Annotated in this window: 12 protein-coding genes; 1 reads left to right on the forward strand and 11 read right to left on the reverse strand. The window is 68.3% G+C overall.

The window, feature by feature from the left end; translation table 11 throughout:
- Position 1: 1 nt before the first annotated feature.
- The 3 genes from EJO66_RS04030 to EJO66_RS04040 are packed head-to-tail and all read right to left on the reverse strand — an operon-like array spanning position 2 to position 3,115.
- Positions 2 to 1,195 (reverse strand): CaiB/BaiF CoA transferase family protein, encoded by a 1,194-nt coding sequence (locus EJO66_RS04030; RefSeq protein ID WP_125964684.1) that lies wholly within the window; start codon positions 1,193 to 1,195, stop codon positions 2 to 4.
- Positions 1,196 to 1,213: 18 nt separating this feature from the next.
- Positions 1,214 to 2,206 carry a tripartite tricarboxylate transporter substrate binding protein gene (locus tag EJO66_RS04035; protein WP_125964685.1) on the reverse strand — a complete coding sequence of 331 codons (993 nt, stop codon included), beginning with the start codon at positions 2,204 to 2,206 and terminating at the stop codon, positions 1,214 to 1,216.
- 39 nt (positions 2,207 to 2,245) lie between these two features.
- Positions 2,246 to 3,115: an HpcH/HpaI aldolase/citrate lyase family protein gene (locus EJO66_RS04040; RefSeq protein ID WP_124956283.1), complete on the reverse strand. Its 870-nt coding sequence runs from the start codon at positions 3,113 to 3,115 to the stop codon at positions 2,246 to 2,248.
- Positions 3,116 to 3,192: 77 nt separating this feature from the next.
- Here EJO66_RS04040 and EJO66_RS04045 point away from each other — a divergent pair, with 77 nt between their 5' ends.
- Complete coding sequence (locus EJO66_RS04045) at positions 3,193 to 4,089, forward strand: LysR family transcriptional regulator (RefSeq protein WP_164547768.1); 897 nt, start codon at positions 3,193 to 3,195, stop codon at positions 4,087 to 4,089.
- Positions 4,090 to 4,137: 48 nt separating this feature from the next.
- On the opposite strand, the gene EJO66_RS04050 is transcribed toward EJO66_RS04045, so the two are convergent.
- The 8 genes from EJO66_RS04050 to xdhA form a co-directional block, all read right to left on the reverse strand.
- A complete protein-coding gene (locus tag EJO66_RS04050; protein ID WP_124956286.1) occupies positions 4,138 to 5,310 on the reverse strand; it encodes a BMP family ABC transporter substrate-binding protein in 1,173 nt (390 codons plus the stop codon).
- A 49-nt stretch (positions 5,311 to 5,359) separates the two neighbouring features.
- Complete coding sequence (locus EJO66_RS04055; RefSeq protein ID WP_125964687.1) at positions 5,360 to 6,283, reverse strand: ABC transporter permease; 924 nt, start codon at positions 6,281 to 6,283, stop codon at positions 5,360 to 5,362.
- Between the two features lie 123 nt (positions 6,284 to 6,406).
- On the reverse strand, positions 6,407 to 7,555 hold the full coding sequence (locus EJO66_RS04060) for an ABC transporter permease (RefSeq protein WP_125964688.1): 1,149 nt from the start codon (positions 7,553 to 7,555) through the stop codon (positions 6,407 to 6,409).
- Positions 7,548 to 9,080 carry an ABC transporter ATP-binding protein gene (locus tag EJO66_RS04065; protein WP_125964690.1) on the reverse strand — a complete coding sequence of 511 codons (1,533 nt, stop codon included), beginning with the start codon at positions 9,078 to 9,080 and terminating at the stop codon, positions 7,548 to 7,550. Before EJO66_RS04065 ends, EJO66_RS04060 begins: the two co-directional genes overlap by 8 nt.
- Before the next feature lie 100 nt (positions 9,081 to 9,180).
- A complete protein-coding gene (locus tag EJO66_RS04070) occupies positions 9,181 to 10,464 on the reverse strand; it encodes an NCS2 family permease (RefSeq protein ID WP_185738252.1) in 1,284 nt (427 codons plus the stop codon).
- A 177-nt stretch (positions 10,465 to 10,641) separates the two neighbouring features.
- Positions 10,642 to 11,625 (reverse strand): LysR family transcriptional regulator, encoded by a 984-nt coding sequence (locus EJO66_RS04075; RefSeq protein ID WP_125964691.1) that lies wholly within the window; start codon positions 11,623 to 11,625, stop codon positions 10,642 to 10,644.
- Between the two features lie 126 nt (positions 11,626 to 11,751).
- A complete protein-coding gene (gene xdhB, locus EJO66_RS04080; RefSeq protein ID WP_125964693.1) occupies positions 11,752 to 14,202 on the reverse strand; it encodes a xanthine dehydrogenase molybdopterin binding subunit in 2,451 nt (816 codons plus the stop codon).
- 2 nt (positions 14,203 to 14,204) lie between these two features.
- Positions 14,205 to 15,827, reverse strand: a complete 1,623-nt coding sequence (gene xdhA / locus EJO66_RS04085; protein WP_125964694.1) for a xanthine dehydrogenase small subunit — start codon at positions 15,825 to 15,827, stop codon at positions 14,205 to 14,207.
- Positions 15,828 to 15,887 lie beyond the last annotated feature (60 nt).

The following is a 15,887-nucleotide window of genomic DNA, read 5'->3' on the forward strand; positions in this document are numbered from 1 at the left end:
CTCAGCCGGCCGCGTCCGCAGGCTTGCGCGCCGCCAGCACCGCCCCCGTGTGCTGCCCCAGCGTGGGCGCCGCAAAGGGCTCGGGGCCCGGCGTGCGGCCGAACTGCACCGGCCGGGTGAAGCCGCGGTAGGCGCCGAGCGTGGGATGCGCGAAGGTCGCGACCATGTCCTCAGCCAGCACCTGCTCGTTGTCGAACATGTCCTCGACCGTGCGGGCCGCCGCGCAGGGCACTTCCTCGCCGAACAGTTCCTCCCATTCGAGCGCGCTGCGCGCGGCCAGCGCTTCGCGCAGGCGCGGCACGATCTCGGAAAAATGCTGCGCGCGCTTGCGCACCGAGTCGTAGCGCTCGTCGGCCGCGAGTTCGGGCAGGCCCACCTTGTCGCACAGCGCGCGCCAGAAGTGCGGCGTGTTGGCCGAGATGTAGAGATGGCCCTCGCGCGTCGGGTGGATGCCCGTGATGCCGCCCGAGCGCATGTCGCGCCCCACGTCCTTGGGCTCGCCCTCGGCCCACACCATGCGGGCCGACTGCATCGTGAGCGCGGAGCGCAGCAGCGACACGCCGACGAACTGGCCCTGGCCGCTTTTCTCGCGCTCGTACAGCGCCGAGGCCACGCCGGCGGCCACCAGCGCGGCCGCATAGTAGTCGACCACCGAGCCGTAGATGATCTCGGGCGGCTCGCCGCGCTTGCCCTGCAGCGCGCACATGCCGGTCATGGTCTGCAGCACCTGGTCGTAGCCCGCCTTCTCGCGCAGCGGCCCGGTCTCGCCATAGCCCGTGAGGCTGCAATAGATCAGGCGCGGGTTGACGGCCTTCAGCTGCTCGTAGGCGATGCCCAGCCGCGGCGGCACGCTGGGCCGGAAGTTGTGCACCAGCACGTCGGCCGTGCGCACCAGCGTCATCAGCGCGGCAAGGCCCTCGGCCGTCTTCAGGTCGAGCACCACGCCGAGCTTGCTGCGGTTCACGCCGATGAAGGCGCGGCTCTCGGCCTCGAGCGTCGACGGGTACTTGCGCAGGTTGTCGCCCGTGGGCGGCTCGATCTTGATGACTTCGGCACCCTGGTCGGCCAGCAGCGAGCAGCCGTACGGGCCCGCGATGTAGGCGCTGAGGTCGAGCACGCGCAGGCCGCTCAGCGGGCCGGCGGGGCCGCTGCGGGCCGGCAGGCGTGCGTCGTGGTGAGAGGCGTCGAAGCTCATGGATCGGTTCTTTCTTCCTCAGTCGGCAGTGATGTTCTGTTGCTTCGCAAGCTTCTTCCAGCGCTCCACGTCCTCGGCAATGACGGTGGCGAACTGCGCCGGCGCGAGCGGCGTGGCAATGGCCCCTTCGCGCAGGAAGTTGGCCGCGATCTCGGGCTTGGCCAGGATCTTGTTGACCGTGGCGTTGAGCTTGGCGACCACGTCGGGCGGCGTGCCGGCCGGTGCCAGCAGGCCCCACCAGAGTTCGAACTCGTAGCCCGGCACGGCGGTGGACATCGGGATGAGTTCGGGCGCGATCGGGCTCGGCTTCAGGCTCGTGATGCCCACGGCGCGCAGCTTGCCCGCGCGCACCATCGGCAGCAGCGAGGGGCCGCTGGAGATCAGGAGCTGCGTCTGGTTGCCGACCAGGTCGGTCACGGCCGGGCCCATGCCCTTGTACGGAATGTGCGTGATCTGCATGTCGCCGACCTTGGCCTTGAGCAGCTCGGTGCCGAACTGGTTGACGCTGCCCGAGCCCGACGACGCGTAGTTGTACTGCCCCGGCCTGGCCTTGATGGCGGCGATCAGCTCAGCCGGGGTCTTGGCAGGAAACTCGTTGTTCACCGCGACGATGAAGGGACCCTTGGCGAACATGGCCACGGGTGCCAGCCCGTTGATCGGATCGAACGGCAGCCTGGACTGCACGGCCGCGTTGGTCGTCATGCTCGAGGACACGGCCACCAGCGTGTAGCCGTCGGGCGCGGCCTTGGCGACCTGGCCGGTGCCGGTGTTGCCGCTCGCGCCCGGGCGGTTGTCGATGATCACCGGCTGCTTGAGTTCCTCGCCCAGTTCCTTGGCCACCTGGCGCGCGAAGGTGTCGTTCGAGCCGCCCGCCGGGTAGGGCACCACGATGGTGATGGCCTTGCTCGGGTAGGTCGCGGTCTGCGCGAATGCGCCACCGCTCAACAGCAGGCCGCCGGCGAAGGCGGCCACGGCGAGCGCGCGCGGGCGAAGGGGCGAGGGAATGTGCATCTGTCTTGTCTCCTGGTCTTGTTTGAAAAAGCGAAAGGCTCAGCCCGGCAGCAGGCCGAGGCTGCGCGCGCTCGCAACGATGGCGCGCGCGCGGATCACGAAGGGAATGTCGATCATCTTTCCGTCCACCACGTAGGCGCCCACGCCGCCGGCGTCGGCGCCGCGGGCGGCCTCGACCACCTTGCATGCGTGCGCGATCTCCTCGTCGGTGGGACGGAACACCTCGTTGGCGATCGCGATCTGGCTCGGGTGGATGCAGGTCTTGCCGAGGAAGCCGAGGTTGCGCGCCAGCATGGCTTCGGCGCGGAATCCCTCGGCGTCGCGGATGTCCGCGAATGCGCCGTCGTAGGCATGGACACCCGCCTCGCCCGCGGCGATGCGCACCGCGAACATCGCCTGCTGGATCGCGGCCGGCTCGCGCCGCGCAATGCCCAGCGGTTCGAACAGGTCGCCCAGGCCCAGCTGCAGGCCCGCCACGCGCGGATGCGCCAGCGCGAGCTCGGCCGCGGTGCGCAAGGCCGCGGGTGCCTCGATGTTCAGCAGCAGGCCGATCGGCGCGCCCACGCCATTGGCCTGCTCGGCGCGCTCGATCGCCTCGACCGCGCTGCGCACGTGGGCCGGGCTTTCGGGCTTGGGGATGTTGATCAGGTGCACGCCAGGCTGGGCCACGGCCGCGATGTCGTGCGCGAAATGCGGCGTGTCCATCGCGTTGACGCGAACGATCACGGTCTTGCCCGACGCGGCCATGCCGCCGCCTTGCAGCAGCTGCCGCACGGCGTCGCGCGCCTCGCCCTTGCGCGGTTCGGACACCGCGTCTTCCAGGTCGAGACAGACGCTGTCCGCCGCGCTGCCCAGGGCCTTGGCGAACAGCTCGGGGCGCGTGCCGGGAACGAAGAGTTTGCTTCTCATGCGCCGCAGTGTGTGCGGTTCATGAGGTCGGAAAAACACATGCCTCCTATGATCAGATGATAGAAAATCTATCTTCTATGGAAACAGCCTATCTGCAAAGCTTTCTTCTGGTGGTGGAGTCAGGCTCCATGTCGGAGGCCGCGCGCCGCCTCGACCTGACGCCCGCGGCCGTGGCGCAGCAGATCCGCACGCTGGAGCGCGAACTCGGCGCGCCGCTGCTGGCGCGTGCCGGCCGCACGGTGCAGCCCACCGAGGCCGGACACCAGCTGGTGCAGCGGGCCCGCAACCTGCTGCGCGAGGTGAGCGACATCAAGGCACTGCTCGGCAGCGACGCGGCCGGCGGCGAGCTCCTGGTCGGCACCATCAACACGGCCATCCACAGCCTGCTGCCGGACATCCTCGCGCACTTCGTGAAGGCGCATCCCGGCGTCAAGGTGTTCCTGCAGTCGGGCACCACGGCCACGCTCTACAAGGCGGTGCAGCAGGGCGAGCTCGACGCGGCCGTGTGCCTCTACCCGCCCTATGTGCTTGCCAAGACCTTCGACTGGTCGCTGCTGCGCGAAGAGCCGCTGGTGCTGCTGGCGCCCAGCCGCCTCGCGCGGCGCGATCCGCACGAGCTGCTGCGCACCTCGCCGCTGATCCGCTACGACCGCAACCTGGGCGGCGGCAAGCAGGCCGACCGCTACCTGCGCGCCGCGGGCATCGTGCCGCAGGAACGCTTCGAACTCAGTTCGCTGCTGGCGATTGCCATGATGGTCGACCGCGGCCTGGGCGTCTCGCTGGTGCCCGACATCGCCTCGCCGCTGCTCGACGGCCAGCGCGTGGTGAAGATCGCGCTGCCGCTGCCGTCGGAACCGCGGCGCTTCGGCGTCCTGTGGCAGCGCGCATCGCCGCGCCTGCGCCTGATCCAGGGCTTTGTCGACAGCGCGCGGAGGGTGACCGAAGGGAAGCCGCGCGGCACGAACCACAAATGAAAAGGGCCGCCCGCAGGCGACCCTTCATGCAAAGCGCGCAGCGCCGCTTTACTTCTTGTCCCCGCCCGGCACCTTGCCTTCCACGCCCTTGACGTAGAAGTTCACGCCCGAAAGAAACTTGTCGTCGGCCACCGCATCCTTGGCGACCACTTCCTTGCCGTCCTGGCCCAGGATCGGGCCCTTCCAGATCGCGAAGCTGCCGTCCTTCAGGCCCTTCTTCACTTCCTCGACCTTGGCCTTGGTTTCGGCCGGCACATCCTCGGCGATCGAGACGATGTCGATGGCGCCTTCCTTCACGCCCCACCAGCTCTGGCCCGTGGCCCACTTGCCGTCGAGCGCGTCCTGCGTGGCCTTGATGTAGTACGGCGCCCAGTTGATGGTGGCCGAGGCCAGGTGGGCCTTGGGACCGTAGGCGGTCATGTCGGAGTCCCAGCCGAAGGCGCGCTTGCCCTTTTCCTGCGCGGTCTTGAGCACGGCCGGCGAGTCGGTGTTCTGGAACAGCACGTCGGCGCCGCCATTGATGAGGGCGGTGGCGGCTTCGGTTTCCTTCGGCGGGCTGAACCATTCGTTCACCCAGACCACCTTGGTGGTGATCTTCGGGTTGACCGACTGCGCGCCCAGCGTGAAGCTGTTGATGTTGCGCAGCACCTCGGGAATCGGCACCGAGCCAACCACGCCGAGCGTGTTGCTCTTGGTCATGGCGCCGGCAATGATGCCGGCCATGTAGGCGCCTTCGTAGGTGCGGCTGTCGTAGGTGCGCATGTTCTCGGCGGTCTTGTAGCCGGTGGCATGCTCGAACTTCACGTCCTTGCTGTCGGTGGCCACCTTGAGCATCGGCTCCATGTAGCCGAAGGTGGTACCGAAGATCAGCTTGTTGCCCTGCCCGACCATGTCGCGGAACACGCGCTCGGCGTCGGCGCCCTCGGGCACGCTCTCGACGAAGGTGGTCTTGATCTTGTCGCCGAATTCCTTCTCGAGCGCCTTGCGGCCGTTGTCGTGCGCAAAGGTCCAGCCGCCGTCGCCCACCGGGCCGATGTATGCGAATGCGATGTTGAGCGGCGCAGCCGGTGCCGGCGCGGCGGCAGCGGGTGCCGGCGCCGGTGCCGGGGTTGCAGCCGGTGCAGCCGCTTCCTCTTTCTTGCCGCAGCCGATCAGGGCCGCCGAAGCGACCGCCGTGAGGGCGGCCAGCTTGAGCAGGGAGCGCTTGTTCAGATCATTCATTGTCGGAAATCCTCAAAAAGGACAGGTTGGCGGAAATCGAGAAGCGAGATTATGAGCCGGGGTAGAACGGTTTTCCGATGGATGCCGGCATGTTGATGCGAATGAATGCCGGGTTGCGCGAGATCAGCGCCAGTACCACGATGGGCGCGATGTACTGCAGCATGCTGAGGAACTGCGGCGGCACGTCGACGCCGCTGCTCTGCAGGTGGAAGCCCAGCATCGAGACGCCGCCGAACAGGTAGGCGCCCAGCAGCACGCGGATCGGCCGCCAGGTGGCGAAGGTGGTGAGCGCCAGCGCGATCCAGCCGCGGCCCGCGACCATGCCTTCGACCCACAGCGGCGTGTAGACGGTGGAGAGGTACGCCCCTGCAAGCCCGCACAGCGCGCCGCCCGCGATCACCGCCATGAAGCGGATGCGCCGCACCGGATAGCCCAGCGCATGCGCCGACTCGGGCGACTCGCCCACCGACCGCAGCACGAGCCCGGCGCGGGTGCGGTAGAGAAACCAGATGAGGCCGAAGGTCAGGACGACCGCGAAATACACCATGGGGTGGTGGCGGAAAAGCGCGGGTCCGACGAGCGGGATGTCGCTAAGCACCGGCACCGCGTACGACACGCTCTCGGGCAGCTTGGCCTGCACGAAGTTGATGCCCACGAAGGCGGAAAAGCCGACGCCGAACAGGCTGAGCGCGAGCCCGGTGGCGTACTGGTTGGTGTTGAGCCAGATCACCAGCACGCCGAAGAAGGCGGCAAGCAAGGCGCCGGCCGCCATGCCGGCCAGGAAGCCGAGCCAGGGGTTGTGGGTGGTGACGACGGTCGCAAAGCCGGCGATGGCGGCGCAGAGCATCACGCCCTCGGCGCCGAGGTTGACAATGCCGGCCTTCTCGTTGATCAGGAGGCCCAGTGCCGCGATCGCGAGCACGGTGCCGGCGCTCAGCGTGGAACCCAGCAGGAGTGCGTAGCTGTCAAACATGTTGCTCGCCCCCAAGCTGCGCGGCACTACGTGTCCGCTTCGCCAACCCCCTACCGGGGGCAACACCAGCGGCCCGGCAAAGCCGGTTCCGCGGTGTTCCTGGAAGTGAATTCATCGTGTGCTTCATGTGGACTCCGTGGAACGCACGATCGGCGCGGTCAAAGGCGTGCTGGCTTGCAGCGAACTCGTCGTCATCGTGGAGGCCACCGCCTTCGCAGCGGCCTTGCGGCGGATGCGGTAGGCGATCAAGGTGTCGCAGGCCAGCAGCGTGAAGAGCAGGAGGCCCTGGAATACGCCGGTCAGCGACTTGGGCAGGCCCAGGCGAGACTGCGCAAGCTCGCCGCCGATGTAGAACATGCTCATGAGGATCGCCGAGAACACCATGCCCACCGGATGCAGCCGGCCGACGAAGGCCACGATGATGGCCGCGAAGCCGTAGCCCGCCGGCACGTAGGGTGTGAGCTGGCCGAGCGGGCCGGCGACTTCGAGCGCACCGGCCAGGCCCGCCGCGCCGCCCGAGGCCAGCAGCGCGATCCAGATCGCGCGCCGCGCCGAAAAGCCCGCATAGCGCGCGGCAGCCGGCGCGAGCCCGCCGACCTGCTGCGCAAAGCCTGCCCGCGTGCGGAACAGGAACACCCAGAGCGCGCCCACGCCCAGCAGCGCGATGATCAGCCCGATGCTCACGCGCGAGCCCTTGAAGAGCCGCGGGATCTGCGTCACCGCCTCGAAGGTCTTCGATTGCGGAAAGTTGTAGCCCTGCGGATCCTTCCACGGGCCGAACACCATGTAGCCCAGCAGCAGCGTGGCCACGTACACGAGCATCAGGCTCACGAGGATTTCGTTGGCGTTGAACCGGTCGCGCAGGAAGGCCACGATGCCCGCCCACACCATGCCGCCGACGGTGCCCGCGACCAGGATGGCCACGACGATCCACGAGCCCGTGGTCTTGTCGGCCATCAGCGCGACGCCGCCCGCGGCGATGGCGCCGAACACGAACTGGCCCTCGGCGCCGATGTTCCAGACGTTGGAGCGGAAGCACACCGCCAGCCCGAGCGCGATGATGAGCAGCGGCGTCGCCTTGATCGTGAGCTCGCCGATCGCGTAGCCGCTCTTGATCGGCTCGTAGAAGAACACCAGCAGGCCCTTGACCGGGTCCTTGCCGAGCGCGGCGAACAGCGCCACGCCGATCAGCACGGTGATCAGCAGCGCGAGGATCGGCGAGGCAAAGGTCCAGAAGCGCGACAGCTCCGGGCGCGGTTCGAGCTTAAGCATGGATCGCCTCCTTGATGTTGTTGTTCTTCTTCTCCCAGAGGCCGCTCATCCATTCGCCGATCTGCGGCAGCGTGGCGGCCGCGCGGTCGATGGAAGGCGACAGCCGGCCCTTGGCGATCACGTGCAGCCGGTCGCTGATGTCGAACAGCTCGTCGAGCTCCTCGCTGACCACCAGCACCGCGCAGCCGGCATCGCGCAGCGCAAGGATCTCGCCGCGGATCAGCGCGGCCGCGCCCACGTCCACGCCCCAGGTCGGCTGCGAGACGATGAAGAGCTTGGGGTTGGCGTCGATCTCGCGGCCGACGATGTATTTCTGCAGGTTGCCGCCCGAGAGCGAGCGCGCCGCGGCATTCGGGCCGCCGGCCTTGACGTTGAAGCGCTCGATGATGACCCGCGCGTGCTTTTCGAGCGCCCCGGTGCGGATCCAGCCGCCCTTGCCCACCGCATTGCCGCGCGTGAGCAGCAGGTTGTGCGCAAGCCCGAGCGTGGGCACCGCGCCGCGGCCCAGCCGCTCCTCGGGCACGAAGTGCAGGCCCATCGCGCGCCGCGCGCGCGGCCGCAGCCGGCCGGCCGGCTTGCCGAACACCTGCACCATGGCGGGCTCGGCGCGCACGTCCTCGCCCGAGAGCGCGTAGAGCAGCTCCTTCTGCCCGTTGCCGGACACGCCCGCAATGCCGACCACTTCGCCCGCCCGGACCTCGAACGAGATGCCGTCGAGATCGACACCGAACTGGTCTTCCCGCGCCAGCGTGAGCGCGTTCACGCGCAGCGCCACCGCGCCCGCATGCACCGGCCGGTGCTGCAGGGGCGGCGGCTCGCTGCCGATCATCAGCCGCGAGAGCGACTCGTTGCTTTCGTTCTGCGGATTGCACACGCCCGTCACCTTGCCGCCACGCAGCACCGTGCAAGCCGTGCACAGCTCGCGGATCTCGTGCAGCTTGTGGCTGATGTAGAGGATGCTGCAGCCCTCCGACGCCAGCTTGTTGAGCACGCCGAAGAGCTTGACCACCGCCTGCGGCGTGAGCACCGAGGTCGGTTCGTCGAGGATCAGCAGCTTGGGGTTGGTGAGCAGCGCGCGGATGATTTCCACGCGCTGCATCTCGCCCACCGACAACGTGTGCACCGGCCGCGAGGGATCGATGTCCAGGCCGTATTCGCTGGCCTTGGCCGTGATGCTGCGCGCCACCTCGGCCAGTTGCAGCGACTTGTCCAGGCCCAGCCACACGTTCTCGGCCACGGTGAGCGTGTCGAACAGGCTGAAGTGCTGGAACACCATGCTGATGCCCAGCGCCCTCGCCTGCTGCGGGTTGCGCAGGCTGACGGGCTGGCCGTCGAAGGTGACGGTGCCTTCGTCGGGCTTGACCGAGCCGTAGATGATCTTCATCAGGGTCGATTTGCCGGCGCCGTTCTCGCCGAGCACGGCATGGATCTCGCCGGGCGCCACGGCCAGAGAGATGTCGCTGTTCGCCACCACCGCGGGGTAGCGCTTGGTGATGTTCGCGAGCTGGAGTCTGGGGGTTGTCATGCCGGGTTTCGTGGGTTTTGTCTCGTTCAACAGCAACAAGCGGGGACAGCTATAAGTTTAATAGCGTCCCTGCATCCATCGGCGCCCGACGGCGCTTCGCTCAGTGTCCGCCGATATAGGCGAACTTGAACAGGAAAATCGCCGCGATCACCCACACCATCGCATGCACTTCCCGTGCCCGGCCGGTGAACAGCTTGAGCACCGCGTAGGTGATGAAGCCGAAGGCCAGGCCATTGGCGATCGAGTAGGTGAAGGGCATGGCCAGCGCGGTCACGGCCGCGGGGATCACCTCGGTGGTGTCTTCCCAGTCGAGCTCGACGAGGTCGCGCAGCATCAGGCAGCCCACGAACAGCAGCGCCGGTGCCGTGGCATAGGCCGGCACCGAGCCCGCGAGCGGCGAGATCATCAGGCAGGCGAGGAACAGCCCCGCCACCACCACGGCCGTGAGGCCGGTGCGCCCGCCCGCCTGCACGCCGGCCGCGCTTTCCACGTAGGCCGTGGTGCTCGAGGTGCCGAGCAGCGAGCCCGCGAAGATCGCGCCGCTGTCGGCCAGCAGTGCCTTGTTCATGCGCTCCATCTTGCCGGGCACCAGCAGGCCCGCGCGCTTGGCCACGCCCATCAGCGTGCCGGTGGCGTCGAACATCTCGACCAGGAAGAACACCAGCACCACGTTCAGGATGCCGCCCTTGAGCGCGCCCATGATGTCGAGCTGCATGAAGGTGGGCGCAATGGATGGCGGCGCGTCGAACACGCCATGGAACTTGTTGCCGCCGAAGAAGAACGACAGCACCGTCACCAGCAGGATGCCGATCAGGATCGCGCCGCGCACCTTGAGCCGGTCGAGCGCCACGATCACCAGGAAGCCCAGCGTGGCCAGCACCACCGGTGCCGAATGCAGGTCGCCCAGCGTGACGAAGGTGGCTGGCGAGGCCGCGACCACGCCCGCGCTCTTGAGCGCGATGAGCGCGAGGAACATGCCAATGCCCACGGTGATCGCCGTTCGCAGCGACTGCGGTATGCCCCGGATGAACAGCTCCCGCAACCCGGTGACCGTGACGACCAGGAACAGGCAGCCCGAGATGAACACCGCGCCCAGCGCCACCTGCCACGTGTAGCCCATTCCCAGCACCACCACGTAGGCGAAGTAGGCGTTCAGGCCCATGCCCGGCGCCATGGCGATCGGGTAGTTGGCATACAGGCCCATGATCAGCGTGCCCAGCGCCGCGATCAGGCAGGTGGCCACGAAGACCGCGCCCTTGGGCATGCCCGCGTCGCCGAGGATCGACGGGTTCACGAAGATGATGTAGGCCATCGTCAGGAAGGTGGTAAGCCCTGCGATGACCTCGGTGCGCACCGTGGTGTTGTGCTCGGTCAGCTTGAACATGCGTTCAAGCCAGTTCGCGCCCTGCGGCGCGCTGCGCGCGGCTGTCCCCGAGGCGTGGGGATCGGTGACCTTGGGCACCTCTTCAAACCTGTTCATGTCGCTTGTCTCCAGCTGTTGTATGTGGCGGTTCGTTCAATCGCTGCCCCGGCCGCGACGCCGGCGCGGCCGAAGGATTCGTCAAGGCGGGTCGGGGGCCTCGGCCGCGACGGCGCGCGAGGCCGGCGCAGTGAAGGCGGGCCGCAGCGACGCCGCCACGTCCTTGATGCATTCGCGCAGCCAGCGCGCGGAACTCGACGAATGGGTGCGCTCGTGCCAGAGCTGGTAATACATGAGGCGCGGCAGCGCCACCGGGCAGTCGAGGATCTTCACCGGCAGCCGCGCGGCAAAGCGCTCGCAGTACTGGCGGCCGGTGGTGAGCACCAAAAGGCTCGAGGCCACCATGTCCGGGATCAGGCTGAAGTGCGCGCAGCGCGCCGTGATGTTGCGTTGCCGGCCCAGCTCGTCGAGCATCTGGTCGATGATGCCGCGCCCGCCCGGGTGCATGGGCGTGGGCGCGATGTGCTCGGCCGCGAGCCAGGTCTCCAGGTCCCAGCCGCGGCGCACCGCCGGATGGTCCTGGTTGACCAGCGACACCACCTCGTCGCCAAAGAGCCGCGCCATGTGCAGGTCTTCCGGCGGCTTGAGCCAGTTGCCGATCACCAGGTCGACCTGGCCGAGCGCGAGGTGGCCGTGGTAGTCGGAATCGGGCGTGAGCGCATGGATCTCGATCTGGCACAGCGGCGCCTCCCGCTTCACGTGCGCCACGAGCATCGGCAGGAACAGCGGGTCCATGTAGTCGCTTGCTGCGATGCGGAAGGTGGTGGCCGCCGACTGCGGCTCGAAACCGCGCGCATCGGAGAACAGCATCTCGGCCGCGCGCAGGATGCTTGCGGCCGGCTCGATCATCCGCAGGCCCGCGTCGGTCGGCACCATGCCCGAGCCCGAGCGCACCAGCAGCGGATCGCCCGAGAGTTCGCGCAGCCGCTTCAGCGCGGCCGAGACGGCCGGCTGGTACATGCCCAGGCGAATGGCGGCGCGCGAGACGCTGCGGTCGGTCAGCACGGTGTGAAGCACCCGGATGAGATGAAGATCGATCTTGTCGAACAGCGCTTGATCACGCATGGCGTTCCCCCCGGGCAGCGGGCTGCATCCACGGCCCGGCAAAGCCGGTTCCGCGGCGTTTCGCGAAGAGGACGAGGGCGTAGGACATTGGGAGGACTTTGGACATGCGCCAAAGTCTACGAGTGGCTAGGCGGACTGGACGGCGGTGATGGCACGAAGGATCGACTCGCTCGTGGCCGGTGCCTTCAGCGGCGGATCGACCCTGTGGCCGCCGGCCGCCGACACCGCGTCGCGGATCGCGAAGAACACCGAGAACGGCAGCAAGAGCGGCGGCTCGCCCACCGCCTTGCTGCGGTGGATCGAGTCCTCGAAGTTCTGGCCTTCGAACAGGCGCACGTTGAAGACGGGCGGGCAGTCGTTGGCGGTCGGGATCTTGTAGGTGCTGGGCGCGTGCGTGGTGAGCTTGCCGCTTTGCGGATGCCACACCAGCTCCTCGGTGGTGAGCCAGCCCATGCCCTGGATGAAGGCGCCTTCGACCTGGCCGATGTCCACGGCCGGGTTCAGCGACTTGCCCGCGTCGTGCAGGATGTCGGCGCGCAGGAGCTTCCATTCGCCGGTGAGCGTGTCGACGATCACCTCGCTCACCGCCGCGCCATAGGCGTAGTAGTAGAACGGGCGGCCCTGCATCTTGTCCTTGTCCCAGCTGAGGCCCGGCGTGGCATAGAAGCCGTCGGACCAGAGCTGCTTGCGGTCGAGGTACGCCTCGCCCACCACGGTGCTGAAGGCCAGCGAGCGGCCGTTGACCTCGACCTTGTCGTTGGCAAAGCGCACTTCGCTCGCCTTCCCGCCGTGGCGCTCGGCCGCGCTCTCGGCCAGGCGCTCGCGGATCTGGCGCGCGGCGTCCTGCGCGGCCTTGCCGTTGAGGTCGGCGCCGGTCGATGCGGCCGTGGCCGAGGTGTTGGCCACCTTGGTGGTGTCGGTCGCGGTGACGCGCACGCGCTCGAAGCTCACGCCCAGCTCGTGCGCCACCACCTGCGCCACCTTGGTGTTGAGGCCCTGCCCCATCTCGGTTCCGCCGTGGTTCACGAGGATCGAGCCGTCGGTGTACACATGCACCAGCGCGCCGGCCTGGTTGAAATGCTTGACGTTGAACGAGATGCCGAACTTGAGCGGCGCGAGCGCCAGGCCGCGCTTGAGCACCACGCTCTTTGCATTGAATGCTGCGATCTCTTCGCGCCGCGCGCGGTAGCCGCTGCTGGCTTCGAGGTCGGCCACCAGTTCGTGAACGATGTTGTCGGTCACGGTCTGGCGGTAGGGCGTGACGTTGTTCTGCGTCGTGCCGTAGAAGTTGACGCGGCGCACATCGAGCGGATCGCGGCCCAGCGCGCGCGCCACCGAGTCCATGATGTTCTCGACGGCAATGGCGCCCTGCGGCCCGCCGAAGCCTCGGAACGCCGTGTTGCTCTGCGTGTTGGTCTTGCCCGAGTAGCCGTGCATGGCCACGTTGGGCAGCCAGTAGGCGTTGTCGAAGTGGCACAGCGCGCGCGTCATCACCGGGCCCGACAAGTCGGCCGAATGGCCGGCGCGCGAGACCATGGTGATTTCCGCGCCGAGGATGCGGCCCTCGTCGTCGTAGCCCACGTCGTACTCGTACCAGAAGCAGTGGCGGCGGCCGGTGATCATGAAGTCGTCGTCGCGGTCGAGCCTGAGCTTGACCGGGCGCCGCAGCTGCCGCGCCGCGATGGCCGCCACGCAGGCGAACAGCGCCGATTGCGACTCCTTGCCGCCGAAGCCACCGCCCATGCGCCGGCATTCCACATGCACTTCGTTCGACTGCAGGTGCAGCGCATGCGCCACCAGGTGCTGCATCTCGCTCGGGTGCTGCGTCGAGCAATGGATGTGCAGCGCGCCGCCTTCCTTCGGAATGGCGTAGCTGATCTGGCCTTCGAGATAGAACTGCTCCTGCCCGCCCACGTCGAGCGTGGACTTGTGGCGGTGCGGCGCCTTGGCGATGGCGGCGCGCACGGCCGATTCGTCGCCTTCGTTGGCCGCGCCGCCGCTGCGCACGATGTGCATCGGCGGCACCACGTACTGGCCGCGCGCATGCGCGTCCTGCGGCGTGAGCACGGGCGGCTGCGCCTCGATGGTCATCGCCTCCTTGGCTCTGGAAGCGGCGCGGCGCGCGGCTTCGCGCGTCTCGGCGATCACCGCGAACACCGGCTGGCCGAGGTAGCGGATCTCGCCGCCGTCCTTCACCGGCAGCAGGATCGGATCGTCATGGACGATCGAGCCGCAGTCGTTGGTGCCGGGAATATCGTCGGCGGTCAGCACCGACACCACGCCGGGCATCGCGCGGATCGCATCGAGCGACAGCGCCGTGACCCGGCCGTTGGCGGCGGGCGACAGGCCCAGCGCGCAATGCAGCGTGCCGGCGATTTCGGGAATGTCGTCGATGTAGGTCGCTTCGCCGGCCACGTGCAGGTGCGCCGACTCGTGCGGCCGGCTGATGCCGACACGTGCGCCGAGGTCGTGCGCGATCGCTTCGGCCACGGGGTCGATGCGCGCGGCGGTGTTCTTCAGGTAGTCGGCAAAGGCCTCGGCGGGCTGCAGCAGGCGGGCGTCGATGGGTTTGTTCATGGTCAGGCTCCTTCGGCCGCGGCTTTGGCCACGGCATGAGGCATCACGCTCCAGACACTGGTCTCTTCGAGCGACAGCGCGTCTTCGGCGCGCGTTTCGAGCCAGAGGCGTTGGATCAGGTTCTGCGCCACCTGCAGCCGGTAGTCGGCCGAGGCGCGCATGTCCGACAGCGGCTTGAAGTCCTGTGCGAGCGCGAGCTTCGCGGCGGCGACGCTGGCCTGGGTCCACGGCTTGCCGACGAGTGCCGCCTCGGCATTTGCGGCGCGCTTCACGATGGCGGCCATGCCGCCGAAGGCCAGGCGCACGGCCTTCACTGTGTCGCTGCCCTCCTCGAGTTCGATCGCGAAGCCTGCGCACAGGGCCGAGATGTCGCAGTCGAAGCGCTTGCTGATCTTGTAGGCGCGCACCTGGCGGCGCATCGCTGCCAGCGGAACCGCCAGCCCCTGCACGAACTCGCCGGGCTGCAGCTCGTTCTTCATGTAGTCGATGTAGAAATCGGGCAGCGGCATGCGGCGCACCACGTCGCCGCGGCGCAGCTCGATCTCGGCGTCGAGCGACATCAGCACCGGCGGCGAATCGCCGATGGGCGAGCCGTTGGCCACGTTGCCGCCCATGGTGCCGGCATGGCGGATCGGCGGCGAGGCGAAGCGCAGCCACACGTCCGCGAGGCTCGGCACGCGCTGCACCAGGGCTTCGAAGGCGGCTTCGAGCGAGGCGCCGGCACCGATGTAGAGCTCGCCGCCTCGGTCGTTCTGCCGGGTCTCGATGGTCTTCATCTCGGCCACGTCGCCCACGTAGATGATGTCGCCGAGGTCGCGGAATTGCTTGTTGACCCAGAGGCCGACGTCGGTGGAACCGGCCAGCAGCTGGGCGCGCGGCTTCTGCTCGCGCAATGCGGCGAGCTGCGCGATGCTCCTGGGGGCATGGAAGTGGTCGATGCGGGCGCCGAGCGGCGCGGCGTAGTCCAGGCCATCGTTCTGCAGGGCAGTGAGCGCCGCCACCACGGGTTTCGTGTCGAGCCGCACGGCCGGCAGGTCGAACATGCGCTGCCCGGCATCGAGGATCGGCCGGTAGCCGGTGCAGCGGCACAGGTTGCCCGAGAGTTCGTCGGCCAGCTGCTGGCGCGTGGGCTGCGTGCCCTCGGCCTGGTGGTGCTCGTAGGCGGACCACAGCGACATCACGAAGCCCGGCGTGCAGAAGCCGCACTGCGAGCCATGGCAGTCGACCATCGCCTGCTGCACGGGATGCAGCGTGTGGACGGCGTGCTTCCTGCCGCTGTCCTGCGGCTGGACCGCCGTGCACTGCGCCTTCAGGTCTTCGACGGTGAACAGCGCCTTGCCGTGCAGCGTGGGCAGGAACTGGATGCAGGCGTTGACCGTCTGCAGTTGCAGCCCGCCGACCGTGCCCGGCGCGTTAGCGTCGCCGGCCAGCTCGCCGATCACGACGGTGCAGGCGCCGCAGTCGCCCTCGTTGCAGCCCTCCTTGGTGCCGGTGCAGTGCGCGTCCTCGCGCAGCCAGTCGAGCACCGAACGGGTCGGATGGACGCCGCTGACGTCGACGATCCTGCCGCGGTGGAAGAAGCGGACGGGTTGCGTGTTGTTGTTGCTGCTGCTGTCTGTGCTCATGCTTTTTGGCCTCGTGGGCGGCTCGGTTTCCCGGCCAAGCCTGGACGTTAGCCGCTTGTG

This window comes from Variovorax beijingensis, from assembly GCF_003951285.1.
Taxonomy (GTDB): Bacteria; Pseudomonadota; Gammaproteobacteria; order Burkholderiales; family Burkholderiaceae_C; genus Variovorax; species Variovorax beijingensis.